Origin of the sequence: Paenibacillus apiarius (genome assembly GCF_017052585.1) — a bacterium.
Taxonomy (GTDB): domain Bacteria; phylum Bacillota; class Bacilli; order Paenibacillales; family Paenibacillaceae; genus Paenibacillus_B; species Paenibacillus_B apiarius.
In genome coordinates this window covers 2,189,356-2,215,479 of the sequence record NZ_JAFFHZ010000001.1, presented here as the reverse complement: position 1 = coordinate 2,215,479, position 26,124 = coordinate 2,189,356, and the positions used below count along the sequence as shown (strand labels likewise).

The following is a 26,124-nucleotide window of genomic DNA, read 5'->3' as shown; positions in this document are numbered from 1 at the left end:
GCACAAAATTTCGACCGTTTCCTACATCAATTTACCCAAATTATCGACACAACAGCGAAGAATTGAACGGAATATGCTGTAATTTGCCGCTTTTTGCGATAAAATGATGAAAGATTTCAAAAAGTGATTTTTCAATTTTCAGACAAAAGGGAGTATGGTTGTGACAGTCGGACAATATTTAAAGCTGGTTGAAATGAAGACCAAAGCGGCAAGCATGATTCCGTTTTGCATAGGCACCCTCTATGCAGTCTTTCGCTTTCAAGAATTTCGGTTGACTCATTTTCTGCTCATGTTCATTTCGTTGTTGTCCTTCGATATGGCTACGACGGCGATTAACAATTATATCGACTATAAAAAGGCGGTCAAGACCCATGGCTATGGATATGAAGTCCATAATGCGATCGTTCAATTCAAATTAAAAGAGAGCACGGTCGTCGGTGTCATCATCACGCTGCTCTTCGTGGCAATGACGGCGGGATTCGTGTTGTTTTTGCAAACGGATATTTTAATCTTGCTGTTGGGCGGACTGTCTTTCATGGTTGGGTTTTTATATTCCCTGGGTCCGATCGCCATCTCGCGAATGCCGCTCGGCGAACTATTTTCAGGGCTCTTTATGGGCTTTGTCATTATATTTATTTCGACCTACATCCATATCGATAATCAACAGCTGGTTACGTTATTTATTGAAAATGGTTATCTTGATATACATATCAACATTATCGAAGTGTTGTTTATTTTCTTCATCTCCATCCCGGCTATAATAGGCATTGCGAATATTATGTTGGCCAATAACATATGCGACATTGAAGAAGACATTGAGAACAAGCGATATACGCTTCCCGTTTATATTGGCAAACCGAACGCGTTAATTCTGTTCCGCTGCTTGTATTACGCGTCCTATTTGGACCTTATTGCTCTGCTGCTGCTGCAAGTAAATCCTATTATTCCGCTGCTCGTGCTGCTTACCTTCATTCCGGTTCGCAAGAACGTCAATATGTTCATCGGGAAGCAGACGAAAGCAGAGACGTTCGGCTTGGCCGTGCAAAATTTCATGTTGACGAACGTCGCCCGCATTGCCGCCATCGGGATTGCGGCAATCATGATGTAACCGAATACGACAGCGGGCCCTTCACTGAGGTGAGGGCTCTTTTCATGACTTAATTGCAAACGTTTGTGGAAAATAGTGAAAAAGGCGCCCGGGCCGCTGAACGGGGGAACGGGCCGAGGAGAGACTATTCCGCCGGTGCTGGTGGAGAGACAATCTGTTTCAGAAGTCCGGAAATGAGAGTAAACCTGCGACCACAGCCGTTATTCCCGGTCGCTTTTTCTCGAATTATCGGCCTCGGGGATTGCAATGAAGGACACGGTCCGTTTGCTGCGATGCGGTGCGGGTTCATTCTGCATCACTTTCTCATAGGCGTTAAGAATGTCTGACTTGAAGGTCTCGAATTCTTCTTCGCTCATGTATAGATCGGCTTCGCGGAACGCGAGGCCGTCTTTGACCAAGTCAATCTGGTCCTGGTCCAGATAGCGGCCGTACCTGTCAATCAAGCCGGCAGCAAATTGGATGAACCAATTCATTTGCTCTTCTGTGGTGCTGCGTTCGAAATCTTCTTTCGTAAGATTCGCCTTCATGTCCCCGAGCGCATATATTTTCTCTACGGTTCCGCGCACTTGCCTTGAATCAACCACTTCCAGGATATTGCCCGCAACGAGTTTGTTCAAATTGCGGTATAGTGTAGCCTGAGGCACATTCGGCAGCCGCTCGGCCATCTCATGGACGGTCAGCTTGCGGTGACCCATCAAGGTTTGCACAATGCGCATGCGGACCGGATGCAGAATTAATTGGGCTTTTGTATTCATGGGCTTTCCCTCGCTATTATCATTCGTGTTGACCGATCGACTTTTTCTCCTCTTTCGCCAGTCCTTTATAAACCAGCTCATAGGAGTGATCGATGAGCATTTTGATCTCGGAATCGCCAAGGCTGCCTTGGAGCTGTACGGTATTCCAGTGTCGTTTGTTCATATGATATCCGGGAGTAATCTCGGCAAATTGTTCCCGCAGCGCCTCGGCGCGGAAAGGCTCGCATTTCAAGTTGACACTGGGAGAACCGTCGGTGTCGCGGAATAAAGCGAACATTTTGCCGCCGACGCGGACGACGGGAATATTCTCGCCGAATGGGTAGGTTAGAAGAGCGCCTCGTTTGCTAAGACAATATTCAATCCATTTCACCATGCAGGCTCATCCTTTATCTCTCATGTAATGAAGTCTATTTCAGCATATCGGATGTCGGCGGAGAGCGCAACGGATGGCGTGGCGCATACACGAAGGCGCAGCCTCAGCAGTCGTGCTGTTCGGCTGCGCCTTCTGTAGCTTATTTACGAATTGAGCTCATGTGAATAGGGAATGGAGGCAATGGCCCCTTTCCGCTGCACGACCAGCGCCGAGAAGGAATTGGCGAAGGACACCACTTCCCGCAGATGCTGCGGATTGTCCCAGCGGGCTAGATCAAGTCTGCTGGACAACGCGCCGATGAACGAATCGCCTGCTGCTGTCGTGTCAACGGCCGAGACGCGCTGCGCCGGAACATGCTCGGCGCCGTCTGCATGGCAGATGAGCGCGCCTTGCTCGCCAAGCGTCACGATGACGTAACGGATGCCGTGGCCGAGCAATTGACTGGCTGCTGCGCGAATGGCCTCATCGCCGTTCAGCTCGGCGCCTGTAATGACCTGCATCTCCGTCTCGTTCGGAACAAGAATGTCGGTTGCCTGCAGCAGCGCATCAGGAATCTCCTTCGCCGGCGCCGGATTCAGAATGGTCACCTTGCCTTGCTGCTTGGCATAGGCAAATGCCTTCGTCACCGCCGGGATTGGAATTTCGAACTGGGCGATGACGATGTCGGCTTGATCGATCGCCGCATACGCCTGCTCGATATCTTCATCCTTGATGCTCATATTGGCGCCCGCCGTTACGATGATGGCATTTTTCCCATCCTCTTGAATCAGAATGGTGGCTTCTCCCGTAGGGATGTCTGGATCAACTTGAATATGGGCGGTGTCTATGTTCTCTTCCCGCAGCACCTTAAGCAGCTGCTCTCCTCCCTTATCTTCGCCGACCTTGCCGATGAAGGATACGCTGGCGCCCAGACGCGCGGCAGACACCGCCTGGTTGCACCCTTTTCCTCCAGCGCTTGATGATGTGCCGATACCGTGAACGGTCTCTCCGACCATGGGCAATCTGGTTAACAAATGACTCGTATCTCTATTTAAACTCCCCAGTACGCATATATGGTTCATATGAAATCTCTCCTTCCTACCCAAGACACGTCCTTATAGCAGTGCCTTGCCTCTTGCTGTCTTATGCGAAAAAGATAAACGATAAGATTAAGCAAGAGACGATCCCGACCAGAATCGGCACGGATGTGCGTTTGACGATTTGAATCGGGTTGACCTTAATAATCGAAGCAACGACGATGATAACCGCCGCCACCGGCGATATGGAACGAACCAAGTTCGAAGTCAATTGCATCGGCAGTGCGACCATGATGCTGCTGACCCCGATTTTTTCCGTAATTTCCGGAATGATATTGATGAACGAGTAGAACACGGCCAAGCCGCTTCCGCTAATGAATCCGATCAAGCCCGCAACGCCAGCGAAGATGAACATCAGAATGACGCCTGCGCTTTCAACATGCTGAACCGATTCGATAAGCATATCGATAAGGCCAATCGCTTTCAGACCTTCGACCAGCATGCTTGCCGCCACGATAAGCGAGACGACTTGCGCTAGCCCGTTGCCCATGCCGGTGAAGAAGATGGACAGCTGCTTCGACGTTTCTTTGAAGGAGCCTTTGCGGATAATCTCAATTATAATGGCAAGCGCCATACAAATAAACGTAATCTCGATAAGACCGAGCTTGACGTTCGTTATAAACAAACCGAATACCAATACGAGAATGAGCGGCAAAATCGGCAGCAAACCGTAATAAGCGGGCGGCAGATCCTTGCTGACGTTCAATTTCTCGTCATTAATGTCCTGTTGGAGCGTGCCTTGCTGGCGCTTGTCCATATACTTCTGCCAGAAATAATGCGCTACTGCCATGATCAGGAGCACCGGAATCGAAATTTTGGCATGGTACGAGAAGACATATTCAACGAGGTCCAACCCAAGCTTCTCGGCTGCGACGACGTTATCAGCCCCGAGCGGCGTCGGCATAATCGTAGCCGTCGTCGCAATGACTGCGCCGGCTGTCAGCGAGGACATGCCCGTATTTTTCAATACGGGATACAGCGTCGCCATAAGCAGGACCGCCAAGCTGGAAGCGCTCGGCACGACCAGCGACAGCAAGTTGCCAAGCAGGAAGATGATCGGCACGAGAATATATTGGGATTTAATCCTTCCGAGCGGCTTCGTCATCATATGCACGGCGACATCATTAGCGCCGATATGAGTCATATAGCTGGAGAAGCCGAACAGCACCATGATGGTCAACCCGACGCTGCCGAGCTGCTTGACGAAGATAAGCCCAATCTGCTTGAACGGATCCAACAGGGCAAGGCCTGTCGAATCTTCGGGCTTCAGCACAGGGTGGCCAAGCAGCACGGCCGCGATCATGAGCACGATACCGGCAGCCAGGAGCACGAATTTGGCATCATAGTTTTTGGCGATTAAATAACCTGTTGCGACAAGGAGAACTAAGCTGATAATAATCTCCAACATGTAGGACACGCTCCCTTTTCTAAGTTGAGGTTAAATCGCGTTGCGAAGGACTTCCAGCGCCCATTCGCGGAAAGCCGGAACGTCAATGTCCAAGCATACCGTCACGTTGCTTGGCTTGGCCAAGCGGTTGCGAATATCAACCACGGTCGTGCCGGCCGTATAGAGGCCCGCAGTTTCGATATCGACGAAGCAGTCTTGCGTTTCGAACAGTGCGGGATTGACCAAGTAGGCAATGGCGCACAGGTCGTGCATTTTCAACCCGCCAGCCTTGAGGCTGCCGCCCCGGTAATGCTGGAACATGGAGTACAGCATGTTGCCCGTCTTATTCATGTCTCTTATCGTTTCCACATTTTCCGTTGTTAATGTGGCCTGGCTCGTTACATCGAGACCGACCATGACCAGCGGCAGACCTGCATTGAAGACGATCTTGGCCGCTTCCGGATCGGCGTAAATGTTGTATTCCGCATTCGGCGTATGGTTGCCGCGCGATGCGGAGCCGCCCATCAGCACGATGCGCTCGATGTTCGATGCGCAGTCCGGATACAAGGTAAGCAGCAGCGCCACGTTGGTAAGCGGTCCAATCGGCACGATCGTAATCGGCTCGGGGCTGTTCAGAATGACGTCGCGCATGGCTTCTACCGCATGCTGCGTCAATGGATCCTGAACCGGTGCGTCGAATTCGTAGCCATCCATGCCGGATTCTCCGTGAATGTGGCTCGAATCCTCTGCTGGCCGGACGAGCGGCTTGGAGACGCCTCGAGCTACAGGAATGTCTTTGCCGAAAAACTGAAGCAGCTTCAATGCATTGTTTGTCGTTTTGTCCAAGCCCACATTGCCTGCTACCGTCGTCATCAGCTTGACGTCGATGCGTTCGTGGAAGAGGGCGGCGGCAATAGCGACAGCGTCGTCAATGCCAGGGTCGGTGTCCAAGATGATAGGGGTCTTTTTCAAGTTTGTCATGTGAATGCACTCCTTTTGATGTATTAAGATGTAACCAATAGGTTAGAATACAGAGCTATGAAATAACGGGAACGTTCGATTTTTATATGTGTAACCGATTACACATCGAACAAAGAAATTCTTCATCCCAGACTTTTAATACGGGTATGAAGAGAAACATACAACATGATTCGTTGCCGATGGGAAGGGTGCCTGTTGGCATGTAGTATTTCCCAACGGTTGTATTTCTAATACGGAATTATAGCTGGCTTGTGCTCTCTCGGGTCGTTCCCCGCTGCACGAGCTCCACATCGAGCTTATAGTGCATAACGTCTAACGTCTTCTTCTCGATAAGCTTGATGAGCATGCGTGCAGCAAGCAGGCCCATCTCATAGATTGGCTGTGCGACGGTCGATAACTCTGGGTAGACCATACCGCCGAGTGCAATGCCGTCATAGCCGACGATTTGCATCGCATCGGGAACAGCGATGCCGCGTTTCTGTACGGCGCGGAGGGCACCCATGGCCATAATGTCATTGCCGGCGAATATGCCGTCAATGTTCGGATGGCGCTCCAGCAGCCCGTGAACGGCCGCGGCCGCTTCATGCAAGTTGAACTCTCCGTTGACAATCAACTCAGGCCGGAACCAATCCGCTTGTCCCACCACGTCGAGATAGCCTTGGCATCGCTCGTCAGCAATCGACAATTCGAGCGGTCCGCGAATGTGGGCGATCGTCCGGCAGCCTTGATTCAGCAGGAACTGTACGGCCATGCTGGCGCCTTCACGGTTGTCAGACGCTACCGTAGGAATGGTGCTGGAAATCGTCCGGTCAAGCATGACGACGGGGACATCCAACTGCTTGATTTCTTCAGGCGACAAGGTGTTGGTAGCTAAAATAAACCCATCGATATATTTCTGCTTCAAAGCATGAATGTACTGCTTCTCATTGGCTGGGGTGTCGTCGGAATTGCACAAGATCGTCGCATATCCGTACAATTGGGTAACCTTTTCCACGGCTCGGGCCAGTTCGTTGAAGAACGGGTTCGTAATGTCGGGCACGATCAGCGCCAGCATCTTCGCCGACTTCTTCGTCAAGCTTCGCGCCACGTCATTCGGGATATAATTGAGCTCCCGAATGGCGTTCAACACTTTCTTTTCGGTGTCTTCGTGGACATAACCATTCTGATTCAAGACCCGGGAGACGGTAGCTACCGACACGCCCGCCAGTCTGGACACGTCCTTGATTGTGGCCATTGCGATTTCATTTCCTTCCATGTGTAACCGGTTACACATCGTGTTTATAGTTATAATACTGCCCATGTGCACGACTTGTCAATCAACTAACATTTGTCAATCATGTGACATGGGTAGTGGACAGACCAAGCATACCGATTACCCAAGACAACCCATCGGCACGAAGCTGGTGGAAACGAAGCTGCGGTTGGCGGGATCATACATGATGCAAGGTATGGGATCGCTATGGGAGCGCGTGCCGCAAAATGGAACAACAACGGCTGTCAATTCCGGTGTTGTTCCATTAACTCTCGGACGACCTGAACCACTACATCAGGCTCGTCATGCATGATCATATGGCCGCTGTTGCGGGCTATAATGAGTTCGCTGTCGGTGGACATGTCCAGCAAGCCCTTTTGCTGCTCCTGCCAAATATGCTCGAGTTGGCGGCTGCTTTCCTCGCTCATGCCTAGCGCGGTGGCGTCGGTCGGAATGCCGTGCGTGACAATTCTGAGGGGAAGGGAGCCGAGCTGTTGATCGCGGATGGCCTGTTCCATCTCGGTCATGTGCCTGTCTTCTTCTTCCGCCGTCTCCAAGTAAGCTGACGCTGCATCCACATTGACATAGACCCCTCTCTCTTCAACGGGTAATTGGGCTAACAGGGAATGCTGGAACAGCCGCATAGCCCCCGACATTTTCAATAGCTTCACCAAGGCTGTCGGCGGCACTCCGGCTTTATTCGGATCCATTCCTTCCCGCTCGAAAATGGTATCCGTTTCCTGTGAGTATTGATCCGGCCGCGCATCCAGCAGCACCAATCCGGCGACTTCGTCCCTATACTGCTGCGCGAACAGCCGGGAATACATGCCGCCCATGGAATGGCCGACAAGAATATACGGCCCGCGGATGCCTTCCTGCTGCAACGCGGTATGCAGCTCTTGCACGATCCGGCCGCCGGTTCGCTCCGTCTCCGTTTGTTCGCTCCAGCCATAGCCTGCCCGATCATAGGTGACGACCGTGGCGTCCTTCGACAGCTGTTCGGGAATATCCCTCCAGATGAGGCTGGTCTCGCGACTTCCGGCCTCGAAGACGATGGTCGGCGAGCCAGTCCCGCTCTTCTTCATATGCAGGCGAAACCCGCCGACGTCAACAAGCTTGCCCGGCGGGGGATAGTTTTGTTTTGCCTGCAGGGATGCGACCCATTCGTATAAAAAGCTGCTCCCGATGATACAGATGAGAACGCTAAGGACTGTCACTATCAATGCAGCCCCGCTCCTTCGTTTTGTTCGCTTTGCCTTTGCGGCGGTTGTGTTCATAAGATGCGCCTTTCTGTTCATTAATCGGCCTGATTAGCTGTTTGTTAATGAGGAGAACCCTATATTTAACATTATAATATCAATTATGATAATATAATACTTTATGATAATATTCAACATTCAATCAAAGCAGACTGACGCGATTGCATTTATTCAAACGAGAACAGCCAGGGAGCATCACGCTCTCTGGCTTGCTATTACGCTAGTGTTCACCGCCGTTTGTTGCTCCGGTATTCATCCTCAAGAATGCTCATCATAATGGCATCGTGGTACTTGTGGTCATAATAGAGCGCATCGCGCTGCACGCCTTCACGTTTGAACCCTGCCTTCTCGTATACATGGATGGCCCGTTCGTTGAACGCAAATACGTTCAACTCGATTCGATGCAACTGCAGCGTGCCGAATGCGTATTCGAGCAGCAGGCCAATCGCTTCGCTGCCGTGCCCTTTCCCCTGATGGGCCGAGCCGCCAATGGCGATGCGCATGTGAGCGCTGCGGTTAATCCCGTCAATATCCTGCAGCTCGATGTCCCCGATGACCTCATCCGTCTCACAGATCGCAATCAGCAGCAGCATGCCGGATGAATCCTGTGTTTTGCCTTCGATGTAACGAATGACTTGTTCCTTCGAAAAATGCTTTTGCGTGCCGGTCAGTCTTCTGACTTCCGGATCGAACAGACTGTAATAATAGGACTCCGCATCCTCCAAGCCAATAGGCCGTAGATAGACGCCTTCCCCTTCCAAAAACCGTACCGGCGTTTCTGCTTGTTTCACAGCGTTCATCTTGCAACCCTCCTGTATGTTCTACTCCAACTATAGTCAAATCTTGTATACTCGAAAATAGACAGATTGATAAAAAACAAAAGGACAGAGGAGAGGCTTGACATGCTGCTTATCCCTAAGCTTGACGAGCACAGCCATATTCCCCAGTACGTGCAACTGCTCGAATATATAAAGCATGAAATTGTATCTGGCCGGCTCACCGAACATACCCGGCTGCCTTCGACTCGCGCCATGGCGGATTTCCTCTCGCTAAGCACGACGCCGATTGAGCTGGCGTACAGCCAGCTTGCTGCGGAAGGGTTCATTGCCAGTAAGCCAAGGAAGGGGTATTATGTGCAGCATTTGCCAGATCCGTATTTACGGCTGGGGAACGGGGAAGGAGAACTCCCGATACCGGCAACCGCAACCCGGAAGAGAGCCGCACCAGCCCGCGATACGAAGGAATACCGGTATGACTTTCACATGTCGAACATAGACGTTTCCCATTTCCCCTTCAGGGTGTGGCGCAGCCTGTTCCATGAAGCTCTTCGCGGGGGAATGGAGCAGTTGCTCTGTTACGGGGATCCTCAGGGCGAGCCTGGACTGAGGCAGGCCATTGCGGCCTATCTGCACCAATTCAGAGGAGTCCGCTGCAGTCCAGAGCAGGTCGTGATCGGTTCGGATCCTCACTTTCTGCTTTCTTTTTTAAGCCGGATACTAATGGAGCACACCGATCATATAGCTGTGGAAAATCCCGGGTACCTGCTCTGCCCATCCACTTTCCGTCAGCACGGCTACCGCGTGACGCCCGTGTCATTGGAGGAAGATGGGATCAACCTCGGTGAATTATACGGCAGCTCCGCCCGCATCGTCTGCGTGTCTCCGTCGCATCAATTTCCGCGGGGGATGATTATGCCGATCGCGAAGCGATTGCAGCTGTTGGAGTGGGCACGGAAGACGAATGGATTCATCATCGAGGATGACTATGACGGCGAACTGCGCTATTATGGCCGCCCGATTCCCGCTTTGCAAGGATTGAATCCAGACGCGGACGTCATTTATTTGGGCGGATTTGCCCAAGTGTTGTCCCCGGCGATCGGCGTTCACTATATGGTGCTGCCGAAGTCGCTGCTCGGCGAGTACCAGCGGATGGAGCATCGGACGCTCTTCGAGCAGTCGGCATCGCGATGGAACCAGCATGCGCTGCAACTATTCATGGAACGGGGCCACTTGGAGAAGCATGTTCGCAAAATGCGCAACCTGTATCGCCAAAAGCATGATCGCCTCATTACCGCCATCCGATGTTATTTCGGGGAGCGGGCGGCCATTATAGGGGCAGATGCGGGGTTCCATATTCTGATGAAGATCGATAGCTCCTGCACGGAGCAAGAGTTGATCCGGATGGCGGGCGCCGCTGGAATTCGCCTTGCCTCTGCTTCGTTTACATGGCTCACCCCTCCGAAGAACAGTGACTTGGAATTTTTCATCGGGTTCGGCGGAATACCATTGGATCGGATAGAGGAGGGAATTCGAAGGCTAAGCGAGGTTTGGTTCGACATCTTGCAGTGAACCTAAATTAGGGGATGTGACCAATATATCGTGTAACACCTGAATGGAGGCTGGCCACATGAAGGAATCCGATTTGAAGCCTTGGCTTATCCGGATGAGCCAAGGGGATGCCGAGGCGTTCCAATACGTCTACCGGTCTACCCGCGATCATGCGTACCGGCTCATTTATTTTCTTGCACCGTATAAGCAGGACGCGGGCGACATCATGAGCGAGGTGTACTTGGAGCTGTTTCGCAGCTTGTCCAAATATGATGCGGAACAGCCGTTCCAAGCTTGGTTCAACGGCTTGATTGTAAGACAGGTGCGCAGCTGGAAGCGAAGCGCGTGGAGAAGGTTCCGCCTGCTGGAGCGGGTCGCGACGGGGTTCGATGCGCCGCGGCATAACGACATGGAAGAGCATGTGCTTGCACTGAGCGACCAGTTGGAAGTGATGCCGGCCGTAGAGAAGCTGTCCCAGAAGCTGAAGGAAGTCATCGTCCTCCGTTATTATCAGGACTGCTCCATGGAGGACATTGCGGTCATCCTTCAGATTCCTGCGGGAACGGTGAAATCGAGACATCATCTCGCTCTGAAAAGATTGCGCCATCTTTTGGAAGTGCGAAATGCAGGAAAGGAGTCGTCCACCTATGTCAATGGAAACAAGACTGAAGCGTGAATATGAAATGGCGTCCAATCTTGTCAGCTGCCCTTCTTCGCTTGATGAACGGGTGAAGGCTTTGTATCACAGCCATATTCAGGCGGAGGGGAGAAAGGGTTACGCGGCGCGCAGGTTCAAGCCGCGTAGAATGGCAGCGGTCGCACTGGCGGTCGTTCTTCTGACCGGGTTCGCCTACTCGGCACAGAAGCTGCTGTTCAGTGCGAACCAAGGGACCGTGAACATGGAGATGCGAACCGATGCCGGATTCTCGTTATCCCGGGCATCCACGGAGCATATCCGCACCGCGTTGGCGGATGTGCAGCAGCGGTTGGCAGCCGGACAGGCCGCGGTCGTATACGTGGCGTCATTAGAACAAGAGGATCACCCCCTATACAAGCGATATCCTCTGTTCGGTGTAACCAAGCCGGAGATTGTGAACGATACAGAGTCGTGGAAGGAGACCGTTAAGAAACTGCATGCTCCATTATCCTTGCCGCAGGAGCTGCCTGGCAGCTTCAGCTTCCTTGAAGGAAAGGAAGGCAATCCATACGAGTCTATGGTCGACGAGAAAGGCTACAGTCTGCTCGACGAGCTGCGCCAAGAGAGCAAGCAGAACGGAAAGGGCATAGTCTGGCGTGTCGTGCCGCGGCCGCAGCTGCCATTTGACAGCTACACCACCACCTATACAAATGCGGATAGCCATCGCATCTACGTGACTGTTGAGGTTATGCCCGACGTGAACGTTGCGAGCAAAGTACTGGCTCCGGAATCGGCACAATACGAAGAGCTTAATGTGAATGGAGTGAAGGCGCATTATACGGTCAATGACCAGTTCTTGTTCAACGACTCCAATCGGTATCAGGATTTGTTCTGGATGAGCGGGCAGGAAGGGAAGCAGTTCGTCATCCGTGTGGCGACAGATTCGCCGCACGTCACGAAGGAGCAGCTGATTCAAGCTGCGAACAGCTTGAAGTAATGTCGGCCGGATTCGATGATAACCATTAATTCCGGGTATGGATTCACGCGATGCAGGCCCCCCTGTGATGGGGGGCTGATTTGCGCTTATTATTCCCCGCAGCCTATTCGCGCTCGCAGCTAGATATGCGCCCGCAAAGGGGTAATCACGTACGTCAATTCGGCATCCTCTACTGGTTGTACGACAATCGGGCTCCATTTTCCGGAGCAGGCAAATCTCAACTTGACAGCGTTAACGGCACGAAGGATATCCTTCATATAATGTCCATTGAAACAAATGGACAGGCGTTCCCCGCTCATTTTCTCGGCCTGTACTTCTTCCAACACTTCTCCGATTTCAGCAGTTTTGGAAATCAATTCAATGCGGGTATGCTCGTTGATGCTTAATTGGACCATATTGTCATCTCCTGCCAAGAGGAAGACGCGTTCCATCGCACGCAACAATTCAATGGAGTCCACGACGAATTCGGTTTCATGGATTTGCGGAATTAACCGATCTAAGGATGGATAGGTTCCCTCGATTAAGGCCGATTGAAACATTAGGTTTTTTGTCCGGAACCCAATCTGGCTTTTTCCAATCGTAACTTCGATCGTTTCCGGATCCTCGTTCAACATTTTTGATAGCTCCCGTACATTTTTCCCCGGAATGATGCTCGATGCTGGTATAACCATGTCTTGTGCCAATTCCACGCGGGTGGCCTGGGAGGCGAGACGCACGCTGTCAGTTGCCAAGAATCTGAGCTTGCCCTCGCAATCAATGTGGCAGGATACGCCTGTAAGTACAGGTCTTTTCTCGGAGGGAGAGACGGCAAATACGACGTGGCGGATCATGGCTCTCAGCGCGGCACTCGACATGCGGACTTGCAGGCTGTCATGGATTGCTGGCATGGGAGGAAAATGCTCCGCATCCATGCCGCATAAACGGTAAATTGCATTGCCGCTTCGAACCGTAATGATAAGGGGTTCTACTGTTTCTAGCGACACCACGCCCGCAGGCAATTTGCGAACGATCTCACTCCAATATTTCGCAGGTATGACCATGCTTCCGGCACGCCGCACGTTGACTTTCTCCGCGACGGGAATCTTATATTGAACCATCATGCTCGAATTGCCGCCAGTAAGCGTCAATCCCTCCCGATTCGCCCGCAGCAGAATTCCAGACAATATCGGAATAGGACAGTTCGCCGACACTGCTCTCATTACGTGCTGCAGCGCCACGGCTAGAATAGGCTGCGGTACCTCAATCAGCACATCAATTCACCTATCTCTCCGACTCTGCATTGAAATATGATTCAATGATGTCCCGAATGGTTTCCGAACGGGAGCAGTTGCGCGAACTGCAGCGCTGCTCAATTTCTCCCCATAGCTCCTTGGTTAGGGTCAAAGATATTTTCTTTGTTTCCCCGAATCCCTTACGGCCTGCGCCTTTGCGGGGCCCGCCTCTGGTGAACATGATGCTGACTTGTCCTTCATCGCTGGGTACGCCCAACTTAATTTTATTGTTCGGCACCGTTTTCCACCTCTTTAATTGAATAAGGTAACTTAAAACAAAATAATTGTGTTTTTAGTGTAGCATAGATAACAGGCGAATAGCAATATATGGTTTTGTAGAACAGGGAGAAGTCGGACATAGAGCGTGGGGATTGGGCATGGGCGGTTTGACTCTCCGTGTCTCCGGCGGTACGATGATGACATGAGCGCTGGGCAAAGGCGCTCCGTATATAAGCAAGACATTTTCTCAGATCCGGGGTGGAACTATTTGTAGCACGCCATTGATAACATTAGACCGTAAAGATATCCGCAGAGCAGCCGACGTACTTGCCGAAGGCTTCGTGGACGATCCGTTGTATCGGCATATCTTGCCCGAACACTCGACAAGGCTCGATGTGCTCCGAATCTTTTTCCGTAATTATGTCGCGATGCTGTACCCGTATTCGGACGTGTACACGACTTCCGGCAATATGGAGGCGGTTGCGCTCGTATTCCGATCCGATCGGACTGGCTCGTCCATCGTGTCACGGCTCAAGGATAGATCCGCGCTGCTGCTTGCCATCGTCAAGTCCTTCCCGATATGCCGCTATATCGGTATCCGGCAATTCGCAAGAGGGATAGCCATTCTGCATAGCATGAGCTCGGCGTGGTTATCCATGCTCGGCGATCGGGAGTATATTCACCTCGATATGCTCGTGGTGCAGTCCAAGCATCGGGGGCAAGGCTTTGTCTCTCGCATCATGAAGCCTTTGATAGAGGAATGCGGCAAGCGCGGCATCGCATGCACGCTCGAAACGCAAAATCCGGGCAACATTCCGGTATATGAGCGTTACGGCTTTGCCATCGTTGATGTCATTCCGCTGCCGAACAGCGATTTAGAGCAATACTGCATGGTTTATTCAGGTAACGGAGACATTTAATTATGTTTTGTATACAAAAAGCCCTGATCAAAGGGATCAAGGCTCAGCCTGTTGATTAACTTCGATAGGCTATTTACCATTCAGGAATGTTTAAGTGCTGTGAAGCGATACTGTGCTGTGTTTGCTGTGTTGATTCAGCGGCCGTCCTCCTCATTGGGAAGAATGGCTGAGAAGCCAAGCATACAATTCCAGGTTACTATACGTTTTTGACCAAGAGTCATGATTTAAGTCAGGATAAATGGTGAATTTCACATCCCTGTCCCCGCTATTTGCGCGAAGCGTGTCCACCATCTTTTCTGATGCGGCAAGCGGCACAACACTATCCTTGGCGCCGTGAAAGACCCAGACGGGCGTTCCCTTTAAGGTATTGATGCGTTCAGGATCGCCTCCGCCGCATATCGGAGCGATGGCCGCGAACCTTCCCGGATATTCGGCTGCCAAGTGCCATGTTCCCTGTCCCCCCATGCTCAGTCCCGTCATGTATATTTGCTTTGCATTTACGTTGTAGTTTGCCGTGATCTCATCCAATAGCGCCATTACGGCATCTTGTTCAGCTTCCCAGTACGAATGCTTCGGGCATTGGGGAGAAATCGCGATGAATGGGAATTTGGGATCCTGTTCCGCGATCTTTGGTATGCCATGAATTTTAACCAGTTCAATATCATTGCCTCTTTCACCTGCCCCATGAAGAAAGAGGATCAGAGGCCATTTCTTTGGAGAGTCTTTTTCATATCCTTCCGGTAAATGCAAGAGGTAGTTTAATTGCACCTTTTTTTTAATTTCTTTTTCCATTCGACAAGCAGCCTGAATCATAAAGTTTCTCCCCCTTACTTGAATATTAGCGCTAATGCATATCCATTTGACTCTTCGTATTCGCAAGCATGGACCCTTATATTTCTATTCGAGAGCGGCCTTTGTTTTCCTTTAATTTTCAAGGGGCAGCAGGCGGGAAGATGACCTGACAGAGCCGAATGAAGCTGTTATTCAAGGAAGGAAGTACATCAAAAAGATTGCCCGCCATCCGGCCAGAAGGCTGAATAGGAGGCAATCTTTTACCTTTTTCCACGCCGTTATTTGTTTGTGCTCTTTTGCTTGCCGGGCAGTCTGGAACCGGGATTGCCTTTGCCGCTCTTTCTGTTCTTCTCGTTCTTTTGTTGGGTTTCGTGCACTTTTTCCACAAATTCATGCGTATTATCCATCCAATATTCCTCCTTGGACATGGTGTCGATGTTACTATAACCAATTCAGCGGACAATCATGATTACAGTTAGACGCGTGTCACCGCTGGGGACAACGTGGATAAAAAACACCTCTCTTATCAGCATGCGGACGAGCTGAACATGAACTGCGACCAGCTGGCGATAGCCGGTGACAGCGCAGGCGGCAATCTGTCGACGGTGTGCGCCATGATGGACCGGGATTTGGGAACCGGAATGATTAAGTTCGAGGCTCTGATTTATCCGACCGTCAATATGGGCAATGTTGCAACCCGATGATTACAAGTGGGATATCGCTCAGTGTACGATTAACAATCATCATGATCTCATTATGGCGGGCATTCAGGGGTTGGGGAACATGTCAGGCATTGTGGATCGGCTTTATTTGCAAGGCCGGGCGGAGGTTGCGAATCCGTACGTCTCTCCATTGCTGGCGGATGATTTGAGCGGCATGCCGGAGACGCTTATCATTACGGCGGAATACGATTTTTTGCGGCTGGAATGCGAAGCGTACGCGCGCAAGCTGCTCCGTTCCGGTGTAAATACGAGGCTTATTCAGTATAACGGCATGGACCATGCTTTCATGGATAAGCTCGGAAGCTATCCGCAGGCGGAAGATTGCATGAGCGAGATTGCCCAAGGGGTGACACGAGCGTTATCCTGAGCCGGGGCAGATTGATTATTAACACGGATAAATGATAGAATCAATGCAAGTGAAACATAGTTGCTCACTTCATATATTCATTTCTTGCATCGGCACCGATCCCACTTTAAATAATACGATTTCTTCGTAATAGAGCATGGGGGAGAAATCTCCCCCATGTTAATTAGTGCATTAGGATGCTTAATCAGTATCTCCTAAGGAAACAAACTGGGTTATGACTGGGATGTATGCAGCTTGCATATTTGTGTCCTATCTCTGACTAATAGAACGCCCCTTCCTGCTGGTCTTGTGATGGAGCAAGCATTCGCTATTTTTTTCTGAAAAAAATCCAATAAATTGCCACTATAATGTAATATATAACTAAAATCAAGACTATATCAGCCAGTATCTCTGTGAAACCCATGGAAGTCGACAGGAGCTTTACCGCAACAAAAGATAGGAAGAATATAATGGGGAAAATAATGAAACTAAACCTGCTCGGAAACCTGCTTTTATCCATAAGCTATCTCGCCGTCTACATTGTAACCCCAAATGGCACACTTGCCGCTATAGAAAATAAGAGTAGCCGTTAAACCAGCAACGTTCATAGTAACCGCATAGCGAACAAGTAATTTTGCAGCATCTTTCCATGCCTTTTTTACTAAATAAGTATATAACCCACCACTTAGTGCCGCCTCAACAACCGATACTCCCAAATAATCCTTCAAAGCATCCAACATGCAGGATCCAAAGCTGAATGTAGTCATGGAACCGGGGGCAGTACTGTTGATAAATTCAACTAATAAAGCAATTCCCTCTACTTGCTCTTTACCGAATCGTTGTTCAATTTTCTCAGTGTCAAGAACGAATAGCCCATCTTTTAACGTGGATGCTTCCTCGAAAATAAACTCTAATTCTTCTTCGAATTGAGTAGTAGCGTCGTTTTCAGCAAGAGCTTGAGCGGTGGCGTAAGGCGATAAAACAGTTACTACTAGCAGCAGCATTGCGCTAAAAAGCAAAAAACCAGTCACTAGCTTCATTTTACGCACAGACAAACCCATAACAAAAACCTCCATTTTCTAAATATGTTTTATTTTACTAAATTTATGGTAAGTTAATATGTGGTTAAATGTCAATGGTTTTAGAAAAATTGTAATTTTTTTATTTGGTCCCATCGGTTCCAAGTTAATTCAATCTCCTCCAGCAGGAAGAAATCGCCCATATATTATCATGGATTCAATATAGAACTATGTCATGGATTTAAAATAATTACCAAATAGTTCTGAATGGAATATAAACAGAGGCATGAGTATGCAAGCGGTAAGCTTTTAATCTCCACGGTCCGGTTCGCAAGTGTGGGAAATCGAGATCCAAAAGGAATATCGTCCAGAAATGACTTCGTTCCAAGCACACCTGGCGGGGGCTGGCATAATCGTGAGTGTGTCATGCTGTTTCAAATGAACTGTATCCAACTGCGCAAGGCCAATCTTAGTACGGGATCAGGTGGTGCCGGCGGGGTTCGGGGATTGGTTCCGGTCCAAGTGAAACGTATTGATTCATGGAATGCAGGTTCGTTTGTTGCTCTGACGCCGAAGGAGACTGTCCACGAAATCGGACGGCAGGACCATGCTGCGGATTGCAGCATCTTGATGGAATTGGGTGAGGCGTAGAATGTAGTGCGGTACGGGAAAAAGAAATTGCCGATGAAAAAGTGGAGCGGTTGTACGCCCACATCACCTAGCCATCGCCCATGAAGAGTCTGGTCAGGCAACTAGACGCATTTACGATCAGACTAATAGGCGATAGCTGAGCGAACGAATAAGTCGTTCAGAATATACAGTTAGGCGGTAAACAGCTTGGCTGATTACCGCCTATACGATCCTGCGCCGCCGGAACCATTGTCCGGCCGCCTTCGGCAGCACCGCCGGTTGATGAAGCACATTCAGAATGGCCTGAAGCGCGCTGACAGGTGTATGCTGCCGCTCGGCTTGTGCGCGTTCGCGCATGCGCTCCAGCTGTTCCGGTTGAGCTTCGAAGGAAGCGAGCTTCGACAGCAGGTCGTCTGCGCTCTTGGCACGGCGGGCAAGCCCGTTCCGTAGCAAGTAGCGGATGTTGTCCTGCTCTTGTCCAGGCAGGGGCTTATAGACGAGCAGCGGCAGCTTCTGCACGACTGCTTCGGTCGTTGTTACGCCGCCCGACTTCGTAATCATCAGGTCGGACATCGCCATATATTCGTGCACGGCCTCGACATAGCCTTCGATGTGCACGCGCAAGGACGTCTGCCCTGCCCATCGCGCAAGCTGGTGCTGCAGCCGCTCGTTGCGCCCGCAAATGACGATGAATTGCATGCTGCGCGCCCAAGGAGCCTTCTCCAATTCCCGCAGCAGCGATGCATCGAGCAGGCCGCAACCGCCGCCCATCATCAACACCGTCATGGCGGAGCCGTCCAGCCCGCGGCGCTCGCGCAGCTCTTGCTTGTCATACGTATTGTAGAAGGCCGGACGAACAGGAATTCCCGTCACCTCGATGCGCGCCGCGGAGATGCCCTGCGCGACCAGCACGTTCCGCGCTTCCTCCGATCCGACCATGTACAGGTCGGTGTAAGGGTGGAGCCAGAAGCTGTGATCCGTATGATCTGTAATGACGGTAACGGCCGGGCAATCGACGAGTCCGCGTTCCTTCAGCTTCGATACGGCTGCACTTGCAGCCGGGAACGTGCTGACGATAACGTCTGGTCTCATACGCTGCACAAGCTTGGACAAGGGCCGCAGACTGGTCAGCCGGACACTTTTCAGCAACTGGGCGAGGCCGCGATCTTTGCGTGTCATCTCGAACAGATAGCCGTACATATTCGGGAACAGCTTCAGCCACTGAATGAAGCAGTAGGAGCCGACCCCGTGCAAATGGGGCGCCATCTGCTCCATGTAGTCGACGACGCGCACATCGACCTCTTCCTGGAACCACGCCGCGGCCGATTCCCGTATCGCATTGGCCGTCTGCATATGGCCGTGGCCAATGGCGCCTGTCAAGACAAGCACCTGCGCTTTCCTTTGTGTCTCCATTTTGTCTCCTCGTTCCATCATCTTTTTCAGCCGCTCCTTTACCTCTGAGAACTTTATATGAATACGTGATCAAAAAGGATCTTTTTGATCAACCTCTTATTTAATCATCACGATGCTTGATATCGCATTTGTGTATCCTCTTGCTTCGATCCTACTGAAAACGGAAGTGACTGGAAATGGACCACGGTTCGGTTCGATCCTAGACCTGCGGCGGGTCTTGCATGTGTTAATTTATGGGAAATCATAGAGGGGAGCCGGGAGCCATGAAGGTTCCAGATCGGAATTGGCTCTGGGCGAAGCGAAATGAGCGTAATTCAATATCATTTTTCTTCTTTTTCCGCTTTAAATATTACTATTTTGTGACGAAAGGCACAAAGTTCGCATTTTGCTCAATCTCTCCCCCAAAAGATGTGACAAAAATCACATTGCGAGACGACTGTATCTGACAAAATATCACATGAAACGTGTAATCAACGTCATTGATCCCGCGTTCAACTCCGGTTATAGGGCGAAGAATTGACAAATTTCGCCAAATTCGCCCGATATAAATAGAAGCTAGGGGTTAACCGGGACCTAATAGAATTAACATTTGAAATATAAAGAGAAAGGTGGAAGGGGTAACTCATGGATACGGTTATGCTTGCACGCATTCAGTTCGCATCGACGACGATATTTCACTTCTTCTTCGTCCCGGTGTCGATCGGGTTGGCGCTGCTAATTGCAATCATGGAGACGATGTATGTCGTCAAAGGAAAAGAAGAGTATAAGAAAATGGCTAAGTTCTGGGGGAAGCTGTTTCTCATTAACTTTGCCGTCGGTGTAGTAACGGGGATTATTCAGGAATTCCAATTCGGAATGAACTGGTCGGACTATTCCCGATTCGTAGGCGACGTCTTCGGCGCGCCGCTCGCGATTGAGGCCTTGTTGGCATTCTTTATGGAATCGACCTTCATCGGCTTGTGGATTTTCGGTTGGGATCGTTTGTCGAAGAAGGTGCACCTGCTCTGCATCTGGCTGGTCGCATTCGGAACGACGATGTCCGCATTTTGGATTTTGGCGGCGAACTCTTTCATGCAAAGACCAGTCGGCTTCGCGATTAATAATGGACGCGCGGAAATGAACGATTTCTTCGCCCTCATTACGAACGGGCAGCTGTTGGTGGAGTTTCCGCACACGGTATTCGGCGCTTTTGCGACGGGCGCGTTCCTCATCGCGGGTATTAGCGCGTATAAGCTGCTGAAGAAGCAGGATACGGAATTTTTCAAGAAGTCATTCCATCTCGGTGTAATCGTAGCGCTCATTTCGTCCATCCTGGTGGCCGTCTTCGGTCACCAGCAAGCGCAATATCTGGTGCACACGCAGCCGATGAAGATGGCGGCCGCAGAGGGATTGTGGGGAGAGAGCGGCGACCCGGCGCCTTGGACCGTATTTGCGGCCATTGATCCGGAGAAGAAGGAGAATAGTATGGAATTCAAGGTTCCATATTTACTCAGCTTCCTGTCCTACAGCAAGTTCTCCGGTGAAGTGAAAGGTATGAACGAGCTGCAAGCGGAATACGAACAGACCTATGGTCCTGGCAACTACATTCCGCCGGTTCGCACGACGTTCTGGAGCTTCCGCATCATGGTGGCCGCGGGCTCGCTCATGATTTTGCTGGCCATGTATGGCTTGTACTTGTCTTATCGCAAGAAGCTGGATAACAAGAACACTTGGTTCATGCGCTTTATGCTGTTCGCCATTTCGCTTCCGTTCATCGCCAATACAACGGGTTGGATTATGACCGAGTTTGGCCGCCAGCCTTGGACGGTATTCGGATTGATGCGGACGGAAGACAGCGTTTCGCCGAGCGTGAGCGGGGGAGAAGTGCTATTCTCCTTGATCGCATTCTCGACTATCTACACGATACTTGCTATTGTATTGGTATACTTGTTCGTTCGTGTTATCAAAAAGGGTCCGAATGAAACCGTGAAGGCCGCGCATTCCAATGACCCATTTGATCGGGAGGGACACCATGATTTCTCTTAATGAACTTTGGTTTTTACTTGTCGCTGTATTGTTCGTCGGCTTCTTCTTCTTGGAAGGGTTCGACTTTGGGGTAGGGATGTCTACTAAATTTTTGGCCCGCACGGATGGAGAACGCCGCGTGCTCATCAACTCCATCGGGCCGTTCTGGGACGCGAATGAAGTGTGGCTGCTGACGGCAGGCGGAGCGATGTTCGCTGCCTTCCCGAACTGGTATGCCACTATGTTCAGCGGATACTATTTGCCACTCGTCGTTGTGCTGCTTGCCTTAATCGGACGCGGCGTCGCGTTCGAATTCCGAGGCAAGGTGGAGAGCGAGCGTTGGAAGAAGACGTGGGATCTCGCCATATTCCTTGGCAGCCTGCTCCCTCCGTTCCTGCTGGGAGTCGCTTTTTCGGGACTTATAAAAGGGGTGCCTATTGACCAAAATATGGAGATGAGCGCCGGACTGTTCGACATGGTGAACGCCTATACGCTCGTTGGGGGAATCACCGTGACCATGCTTTGTCTCGTGCACGGATTGTTCTTCACGACGCTGCGCACGACCGGCGACTTGCAGGCACGGGCGCGCAAGCTGGCTCATAAGCTGTTGATCCCGCTTGCCGCATTGCTGGTTGCGTTCGGAGCGATGACCTACTTCATGACCGATGTGTTCGAAGCGCATGGCGGCATTCTCTACGCCGTGGCGGTGCTCGGCGTGGTGGCCTTCGTGCTGGCCGGCTCCTTCAGTTCGAAGCAAAAAGACGGCTGGGCCTTCGGCATGACAGGAACGCTCATTGCATTATCGATTGCCTCGCTGTTCATCGGGTTGTTCCCGCGCGTCATGGTCAGCTCCATCGACAAGGCGTTCGACCTGACGATTCATAATGCAGCCTCAGGCGCCTATTCGCTCAAGGTGATGACGATTGTAGCCTTAACCTTGCTGCCGTTCGTGCTAGGCTATCAGATTTGGAGCTATTTCGTATTTCATAAACGCGTACATGAGAAGGAGCATTTGGAATACTAATGGGTAACAACTTACTCGGATACAAAGGGATTAAGCCGGTTCTGTTCTGGTTGACCGTGCTTACCCTCGTGCAAAGTATTTCCATAATATTTCTGGCGAAGTGGTTGGCGGAAGTCATTTCCGCCCTCTTTGCCGGGGAGCCGCTGCAGGAGCAGGCTGGAACGACGATGTTGTTCCTGCTTGCTTTTGTTGTACGTCAAGCTGCCGCTCTCCTTCAGCAGAAGGTGGCGTACCGCTTTGCCGAGAAGACAGGAGCGGATGTGCGGAAACGGCTGATGGAGAAACTGTTTCAGCTCGGTCCGAGATTTTCCAAGTCAGAAGGAACCGGGAATTTGGTAACGCTTGTGTTGGAAGGGGTCTCTCAATTCCGCACCTATTTGGAGCTGTTTCTGCCGCGCATGATCAGCACGGCGATTACACCGATTATGGTGGTTGCTTTTGTGTTCATGCAAGATATGGTTGCGGGTATTATACTCGTCCTGACGATGCCTATTCTGATCGCGTTCCTTATTCTGGTCGGATTGGCCGCACGCAAGCAGATGGATCGGCAATGGGAGTCGTACCGGATATTGTCGAACCACTTCGTCGATTCGCTGCGGGGATTGGAAACCCTCAAGTTTCTCGGCCGCAGCCGCGCGCACAGCGGCACGATCGACCGGGTGAGCGATCAGTACCGGTCGGCGACGCTGCGGACGCTGCGCGTCGCTTTCTTGTCCTCCTTCGCGCTCGACTTCTTCACGATGATGTCCGTTGCCTCGGTTGCAGTCAGCTTGGGGCTGCGCCTTGTGGAAGGGAACATGACGCTCGTTACGGGGCTGACCATTCTCATATTGGCGCCTGAATATTTCCTGCCCGTTCGCATGGTGGGAGCTGATTATCACGCTACCTTGAACGGCAAAGAGGCAGGGAAAGCGATTGATTCTATTCTCGCTCATGATGCGATGTCGGCGACGCCATCCGATCTGCCGCCAGTCTTGACATGGACGGAGGAAAGCACGCTGACGCTATCTGGAATACAAGTGCGCCATGAAGAAGAAGGACCGTCTTCCTTGGAGGACGTGACCCTTACAGTTACCGGAATGCAGAAAATCGGAATAATCGGAGAAAGCGGCGCCGGGAAATCAACGCTCATCGATGTGCTTGCAGGCTTCCTGCCTCCTTCGGCGGGACAGTTCGAGTTGAACGGCAAGAGCGTTCAGGCGTTGACCGATGAAGCGTGGCGCAAGGAAACGACGTACATTCCGCAGCATCCATATCTCTTTAGCAGCTCTCTCGCGGACAATGTCCGATTCTATGCTCCGGAGGCGTCGAAGGAAGAGGTCGAACAGGCTCTGTCTGCGGCCGGACTTTCCGAGCTGGCAGCGAGCCTGCCTCAGGGCTGCGATGAAATGATCGGCAACGGGGGGCGTGCCTTGAGCGGCGGCCAGGAGCAACGTGTCGCGCTTGCGCGCGCGTTCCTGTGCGATCGTCCGATCGTGCTGCTGGATGAGCCGACTGCGCATTTGGATATTGAAACGGAGTATGAGTTGAAAGAAACGATGCTCTCCTTGTTCGAGCACAAGCTGGTTTTTCTGGCAACCCATCGCATGCATTGGATGCCGGATATGGACTTGATTATCGTGCTGGACCATGGCCGCGTGGCCGAGACAGGCACGCATGAGCAGTTGCTCGCGCGGCGAGGCGTGTACTACGACATGATGGCATCACAGCGGGAGGGAGTACATTGAAACGGGAAGCATGGTTTCGCCCCTATTTAAGAACCTATTTTTGGCGCTTCGCAATCATTGTCGCCCTCGGCATGTTAACCGTGTTATGCGCCAGTTCACTTATGTTCACGTCCGGTTATCTCATATCGAAGTCCGCCCTTCGTCCGGAAAATATATTAATGGTGTACGTGCCAATCGTGTTGGTCCGAACGTTCGGGATCGGAAGAGCGGCGGTGCACTACATCGAGCGTCTCGTGGGGCATGATGCGGTGCTGCGCATTTTATCGAGTATGAGGGTTCGACTATACCGCATGCTGGAGCCGCAAGCCTTGTTCATCCGTTCCCGCTTCCGCACAGGGGATATTCTCGGTGTGCTGGCGGATGATATTGAGTATTTGCAAAATGTGTACCTGCGCACTGTCTTTCCGACTATTGTCGCTGTCGTTATGTATGTGGCGTGCATTGCGGCATTGGGCTGGTTCGACGTGCCGTTCGCTCTACTGATGGCGCTGTATCTGCTCATTCTTATATTTGTCCTGCCCTGGCTCTCCCTGCTGATCACAAGAACGAAGCAGAAGCAGGTCAAGCAGGACCGCAATCGGCTCTATCAGAAGCTGACCGATGCGGTGCTCGGCATGAGCGACTGGGTTATCAGCGGACGCTCGCCGCAGTTCGTGGCATCCTATGAGACGGATGAAGCGGCAGTCGCCCGCGTGGATGGCACGTTGCGCGGCTGGTCGAGATGGAGAATGTTCATCGGGCAGTGCGTGGCAGGTCTGGCCGTCGTCTCCATGCTCTATTGGTCGGGACAGCAGGCTGCGGACGGCCATATTTCGGTCACGTTAATCGCAGCCTTCACGCTGGTGGTCTTCCCGTTAATGGAGGCATTTCTGCCTGTATCCGAAGCCATCGAGAAGATTCCGCAATACCAAGATTCGCTTGAACGGCTCGCCAAGATTCAAGATTCGCCCGGCGAGACTGCCGGAACCGCTGAACGGCATGTGCCGGCTGAAGCGCTGCCGGCAGCGGAGACGAATGCCCGCATCACGATGGATAAGGTGCGCTATCGCTATGATGCTGCGGATGCCTGGATCATCGACGGCATCTCCATAGATATCCCGCAAGGAAAGAAAATCGCGCTTATCGGGCGCAGCGGTGCGGGCAAATCAACAATATTGAAGCTGATTCAAGGGGCGGTCGCGCCGGATCAGGGTAGCGTCGCCATTAACGGCGTTGACGCGTCCGCTTATGGCGAGGCCATTCCGCGCGTCATCTCCGTGCTGAATCAGAGCCCGCACTTGTTCGATACCACGGTGGCGAACAATATCCGTTTGGGCGCACGGGATGCCTCGGATGAGGATATCCGCCGCGTTGCGAAGCAGGTTCGCTTGGATGCGTTAATCGATTCGCTCCCTGCGGGATATGACACGCCGATGCTGGAGACTGGGCAGCGTTTCTCCGGTGGAGAACGGCAGCGGATCGCCTTGGCGCGCATTTTGCTGCAAGATACGCCTGTCGTCATCCTGGACGAGCCGACCGTAGGGCTCGATCCGCGGACGGAACGGGAATTGCTCGCCACGATGTTCGAGACGATCCAAGGCAAGTCACTCGTGTGGATTACGCATCATTTGGTCGGGGTGGAGCAGATGGATGAAGTCATTTTTATCGAGAACGGCCAAGTTGAAATGAGAGGCTCGCATGCCGAATTAATGGAGCATGTCCCGCGTTACCGGAAGCTGTACCATCTCGATCGTCCGGACACAGGTTTCATGTAGGCTGGCGCAGCATCACATCAATTGAAAATAAGGGAAGCGCCAAGACGATATCACACGTCGCGGCGCTTCTTTTGCGTCTGAACGCTGATGGAAGCCCCATGTCGAAGTTGGAATAATCAATGCTTGATTAT

Annotated in this window: 26 protein-coding genes; 12 read left to right on the top strand and 14 right to left on the bottom strand. The window is 51.6% G+C overall.

The window, feature by feature from the left end; genetic code table 11:
• Positions 1 to 160: 160 nt before the first annotated feature.
• A complete protein-coding gene (locus JSQ80_RS10090; RefSeq protein WP_206095223.1) occupies positions 161 to 1,108 on the top strand; it encodes a 1,4-dihydroxy-2-naphthoate polyprenyltransferase in 948 nt (315 codons plus the stop codon).
• 200 nt (positions 1,109 to 1,308) lie between these two features.
• Here JSQ80_RS10090 and JSQ80_RS10085 read toward each other — a convergent pair whose 3' ends face one another.
• The 8 genes from JSQ80_RS10085 to JSQ80_RS10050 all read right to left on the bottom strand — a co-directional run bounded on the left by JSQ80_RS10085 (position 1,309) and on the right by JSQ80_RS10050 (position 8,991).
• Positions 1,309 to 1,863 carry a helix-turn-helix domain-containing protein gene (locus JSQ80_RS10085; protein WP_087434731.1) on the bottom strand — a complete coding sequence of 185 codons (555 nt, stop codon included), beginning with the start codon at positions 1,861 to 1,863 and terminating at the stop codon, positions 1,309 to 1,311.
• Positions 1,864 to 1,882: 19 nt separating this feature from the next.
• Positions 1,883 to 2,236 (bottom strand): MmcQ/YjbR family DNA-binding protein, encoded by a 354-nt coding sequence (locus JSQ80_RS10080; protein WP_206095222.1) that lies wholly within the window; start codon positions 2,234 to 2,236, stop codon positions 1,883 to 1,885.
• A 143-nt stretch (positions 2,237 to 2,379) separates the two neighbouring features.
• Positions 2,380 to 3,297 carry a ribokinase gene (gene rbsK / locus JSQ80_RS10075; protein WP_206095221.1) on the bottom strand — a complete coding sequence of 306 codons (918 nt, stop codon included), beginning with the start codon at positions 3,295 to 3,297 and terminating at the stop codon, positions 2,380 to 2,382.
• Between the two features lie 61 nt (positions 3,298 to 3,358).
• Positions 3,359 to 4,720: a C4-dicarboxylate transporter DcuC gene (gene dcuC, locus JSQ80_RS10070; protein WP_206095220.1), complete on the bottom strand. Its 1,362-nt coding sequence runs from the start codon at positions 4,718 to 4,720 to the stop codon at positions 3,359 to 3,361.
• A 30-nt stretch (positions 4,721 to 4,750) separates the two neighbouring features.
• A complete protein-coding gene (gene rihC / locus JSQ80_RS10065) occupies positions 4,751 to 5,680 on the bottom strand; it encodes a ribonucleoside hydrolase RihC (protein WP_206095219.1) in 930 nt (309 codons plus the stop codon).
• A 238-nt stretch (positions 5,681 to 5,918) separates the two neighbouring features.
• Positions 5,919 to 6,914, bottom strand: a complete 996-nt coding sequence (locus tag JSQ80_RS10060; RefSeq protein WP_206095218.1) for a LacI family DNA-binding transcriptional regulator — start codon at positions 6,912 to 6,914, stop codon at positions 5,919 to 5,921.
• Positions 6,915 to 7,177: 263 nt separating this feature from the next.
• On the bottom strand, positions 7,178 to 8,149 hold the full coding sequence (locus JSQ80_RS10055) for an alpha/beta fold hydrolase (protein WP_336245841.1): 972 nt from the start codon (positions 8,147 to 8,149) through the stop codon (positions 7,178 to 7,180).
• A gap of 269 nt (positions 8,150 to 8,418) precedes the next feature.
• Positions 8,419 to 8,991, bottom strand: a complete 573-nt coding sequence (locus tag JSQ80_RS10050; RefSeq protein WP_206095216.1) for a GNAT family N-acetyltransferase — start codon at positions 8,989 to 8,991, stop codon at positions 8,419 to 8,421.
• 102 nt (positions 8,992 to 9,093) lie between these two features.
• Between JSQ80_RS10050 and pdxR the strand changes: the two genes are divergently transcribed.
• Genes pdxR through JSQ80_RS10035 form a run of 3 tightly spaced genes read left to right on the top strand, consistent with a single transcriptional unit; the run spans position 9,094 to position 12,152 of the window.
• Positions 9,094 to 10,539 (top strand): MocR-like pyridoxine biosynthesis transcription factor PdxR, encoded by a 1,446-nt coding sequence (gene pdxR, locus JSQ80_RS10045; RefSeq protein WP_206095215.1) that lies wholly within the window; start codon positions 9,094 to 9,096, stop codon positions 10,537 to 10,539.
• A gap of 58 nt (positions 10,540 to 10,597) precedes the next feature.
• A complete protein-coding gene (locus JSQ80_RS10040) occupies positions 10,598 to 11,194 on the top strand; it encodes a sigma-70 family RNA polymerase sigma factor (RefSeq protein WP_206095214.1) in 597 nt (198 codons plus the stop codon).
• A complete protein-coding gene (locus JSQ80_RS10035; RefSeq protein ID WP_206095213.1) occupies positions 11,166 to 12,152 on the top strand; it encodes a hypothetical protein in 987 nt (328 codons plus the stop codon). Before JSQ80_RS10040 ends, JSQ80_RS10035 begins: the two co-directional genes overlap by 29 nt.
• Positions 12,153 to 12,271: 119 nt before the next feature.
• Here JSQ80_RS10035 and dnaN read toward each other — a convergent pair whose 3' ends face one another.
• Together dnaN and JSQ80_RS10025 are read right to left on the bottom strand one after the other, a co-directional pair.
• Entirely contained in the window at positions 12,272 to 13,402 is a 1,131-nt protein-coding gene (gene dnaN / locus JSQ80_RS10030) for a DNA polymerase III subunit beta (RefSeq protein WP_206095212.1), read from the bottom strand.
• A 10-nt stretch (positions 13,403 to 13,412) separates the two neighbouring features.
• Positions 13,413 to 13,661, bottom strand: a complete 249-nt coding sequence (locus JSQ80_RS10025) for a hypothetical protein (protein ID WP_087434721.1) — start codon at positions 13,659 to 13,661, stop codon at positions 13,413 to 13,415.
• 262 nt (positions 13,662 to 13,923) lie between these two features.
• Between JSQ80_RS10025 and JSQ80_RS10020 the strand changes: the two genes are divergently transcribed.
• On the top strand, positions 13,924 to 14,562 hold the full coding sequence (locus JSQ80_RS10020) for a GNAT family N-acetyltransferase (RefSeq protein WP_240463612.1): 639 nt from the start codon (positions 13,924 to 13,926) through the stop codon (positions 14,560 to 14,562).
• A gap of 150 nt (positions 14,563 to 14,712) precedes the next feature.
• On the opposite strand, the gene JSQ80_RS10015 is transcribed toward JSQ80_RS10020, so the two are convergent.
• Together JSQ80_RS10015 and JSQ80_RS10010 are read right to left on the bottom strand one after the other, a co-directional pair.
• Positions 14,713 to 15,375 (bottom strand): carboxylesterase family protein, encoded by a 663-nt coding sequence (locus tag JSQ80_RS10015; RefSeq protein ID WP_206095211.1) that lies wholly within the window; start codon positions 15,373 to 15,375, stop codon positions 14,713 to 14,715.
• A 257-nt stretch (positions 15,376 to 15,632) separates the two neighbouring features.
• Positions 15,633 to 15,761, bottom strand: coding sequence for a DUF4023 family protein (locus JSQ80_RS10010; RefSeq protein WP_087434720.1), 129 nt, complete (start codon positions 15,759 to 15,761; stop codon positions 15,633 to 15,635).
• 96 nt (positions 15,762 to 15,857) lie between these two features.
• Here JSQ80_RS10010 and JSQ80_RS29480 point away from each other — a divergent pair, with 96 nt between their 5' ends.
• Together JSQ80_RS29480 and JSQ80_RS29475 are read left to right on the top strand one after the other, a co-directional pair.
• Positions 15,858 to 16,058 (top strand): alpha/beta hydrolase, encoded by a 201-nt coding sequence (locus JSQ80_RS29480; protein WP_336245721.1) that lies wholly within the window; start codon positions 15,858 to 15,860, stop codon positions 16,056 to 16,058.
• Between the two features lie 79 nt (positions 16,059 to 16,137).
• Positions 16,138 to 16,443: an alpha/beta hydrolase fold domain-containing protein gene (locus tag JSQ80_RS29475; RefSeq protein WP_272491102.1), complete on the top strand. Its 306-nt coding sequence runs from the start codon at positions 16,138 to 16,140 to the stop codon at positions 16,441 to 16,443.
• Positions 16,444 to 16,934: 491 nt separating this feature from the next.
• Here the strand turns inward: JSQ80_RS29475 and JSQ80_RS10000 are convergent, their stop codons facing one another.
• Positions 16,935 to 17,483, bottom strand: a complete 549-nt coding sequence (locus tag JSQ80_RS10000; RefSeq protein WP_087434718.1) for a hypothetical protein — start codon at positions 17,481 to 17,483, stop codon at positions 16,935 to 16,937.
• Between the two features lie 384 nt (positions 17,484 to 17,867).
• Here JSQ80_RS10000 and JSQ80_RS09995 point away from each other — a divergent pair, with 384 nt between their 5' ends.
• On the top strand, positions 17,868 to 18,092 hold the full coding sequence (locus JSQ80_RS09995) for a hypothetical protein (protein WP_206095210.1): 225 nt from the start codon (positions 17,868 to 17,870) through the stop codon (positions 18,090 to 18,092).
• Positions 18,093 to 18,293: 201 nt separating this feature from the next.
• Here the strand turns inward: JSQ80_RS09995 and JSQ80_RS09990 are convergent, their stop codons facing one another.
• Positions 18,294 to 19,505: an MGDG synthase family glycosyltransferase gene (locus JSQ80_RS09990; RefSeq protein WP_206095209.1), complete on the bottom strand. Its 1,212-nt coding sequence runs from the start codon at positions 19,503 to 19,505 to the stop codon at positions 18,294 to 18,296.
• A gap of 603 nt (positions 19,506 to 20,108) precedes the next feature.
• On the opposite strand from JSQ80_RS09990, the gene JSQ80_RS09985 reads away from it, so the two are divergent.
• Genes JSQ80_RS09985 through cydC form a run of 4 tightly spaced genes read left to right on the top strand, consistent with a single transcriptional unit; the run spans position 20,109 to position 25,993 of the window.
• Entirely contained in the window at positions 20,109 to 21,509 is a 1,401-nt protein-coding gene (locus tag JSQ80_RS09985; protein WP_087434716.1) for a cytochrome ubiquinol oxidase subunit I, read from the top strand.
• The gene (gene cydB / locus JSQ80_RS09980) at positions 21,496 to 22,512 is read left to right on the top strand and encodes a cytochrome d ubiquinol oxidase subunit II (protein ID WP_087434715.1); all 1,017 of its coding nucleotides are present in this window, start codon (positions 21,496 to 21,498) and stop codon (positions 22,510 to 22,512) included. Before JSQ80_RS09985 ends, cydB begins: the two co-directional genes overlap by 14 nt.
• Positions 22,512 to 24,239, top strand: coding sequence for a thiol reductant ABC exporter subunit CydD (gene cydD / locus JSQ80_RS09975; RefSeq protein WP_206095208.1), 1,728 nt, complete (start codon positions 22,512 to 22,514; stop codon positions 24,237 to 24,239). The genes cydB and cydD overlap by 1 nt, the downstream gene beginning before the upstream one ends.
• Positions 24,236 to 25,993 (top strand): thiol reductant ABC exporter subunit CydC, encoded by a 1,758-nt coding sequence (gene cydC, locus JSQ80_RS09970; RefSeq protein WP_087434713.1) that lies wholly within the window; start codon positions 24,236 to 24,238, stop codon positions 25,991 to 25,993. The genes cydD and cydC overlap by 4 nt, the downstream gene beginning before the upstream one ends.
• Positions 25,994 to 26,124 lie beyond the last annotated feature (131 nt).

Bases quoted from the DNA above. Each gene is read 5' to 3' on its own strand.
- JSQ80_RS10085 (WP_087434731.1), bottom strand. From the start codon at position 1,863: ATGAATACAAAAGCCCAATTAATTCTGCATCCGGTCCGCATGCGCATT.
- JSQ80_RS10080 (WP_206095222.1), bottom strand. From the start codon at position 2,236: ATGGTGAAATGGATTGAATATTGTCTTAGCAAACGAGGCGCTCTTCTA.
- rbsK (WP_206095221.1), bottom strand. From the start codon at position 3,297: ATGAACCATATATGCGTACTGGGGAGTTTAAATAGAGATACGAGTCAT.
- dcuC (WP_206095220.1), bottom strand. From the start codon at position 4,720: ATGTTGGAGATTATTATCAGCTTAGTTCTCCTTGTCGCAACAGGTTAT.
- rihC (WP_206095219.1), bottom strand. From the start codon at position 5,680: ATGACAAACTTGAAAAAGACCCCTATCATCTTGGACACCGACCCTGGC.
- JSQ80_RS10060 (WP_206095218.1), bottom strand. From the start codon at position 6,914: ATGGCCACAATCAAGGACGTGTCCAGACTGGCGGGCGTGTCGGTAGCT.
- JSQ80_RS10050 (WP_206095216.1), bottom strand. From the start codon at position 8,991: ATGAACGCTGTGAAACAAGCAGAAACGCCGGTACGGTTTTTGGAAGGG.
- pdxR (WP_206095215.1), top strand. From the start codon at position 9,094: ATGCTGCTTATCCCTAAGCTTGACGAGCACAGCCATATTCCCCAGTAC.
- JSQ80_RS10040 (WP_206095214.1), top strand. From the start codon at position 10,598: ATGAAGGAATCCGATTTGAAGCCTTGGCTTATCCGGATGAGCCAAGGG.
- JSQ80_RS10035 (WP_206095213.1), top strand. From the start codon at position 11,166: ATGTCAATGGAAACAAGACTGAAGCGTGAATATGAAATGGCGTCCAAT.
- JSQ80_RS10015 (WP_206095211.1), bottom strand. From the start codon at position 15,375: ATGATTCAGGCTGCTTGTCGAATGGAAAAAGAAATTAAAAAAAAGGTG.
- JSQ80_RS10010 (WP_087434720.1), bottom strand. From the start codon at position 15,761: ATGGATAATACGCATGAATTTGTGGAAAAAGTGCACGAAACCCAACAA.
- JSQ80_RS29475 (WP_272491102.1), top strand. From the start codon at position 16,138: ATGTCAGGCATTGTGGATCGGCTTTATTTGCAAGGCCGGGCGGAGGTT.
- JSQ80_RS10000 (WP_087434718.1), bottom strand. From the start codon at position 17,483: ATGGGTTTGTCTGTGCGTAAAATGAAGCTAGTGACTGGTTTTTTGCTT.
- JSQ80_RS09995 (WP_206095210.1), top strand. From the start codon at position 17,868: ATGCTGTTTCAAATGAACTGTATCCAACTGCGCAAGGCCAATCTTAGT.
- JSQ80_RS09990 (WP_206095209.1), bottom strand. From the start codon at position 19,505: ATGATGGAACGAGGAGACAAAATGGAGACACAAAGGAAAGCGCAGGTG.
- JSQ80_RS09985 (WP_087434716.1), top strand. From the start codon at position 20,109: ATGGATACGGTTATGCTTGCACGCATTCAGTTCGCATCGACGACGATA.
- cydB (WP_087434715.1), top strand. From the start codon at position 21,496: ATGATTTCTCTTAATGAACTTTGGTTTTTACTTGTCGCTGTATTGTTC.
- cydD (WP_206095208.1), top strand. From the start codon at position 22,512: ATGGGTAACAACTTACTCGGATACAAAGGGATTAAGCCGGTTCTGTTC.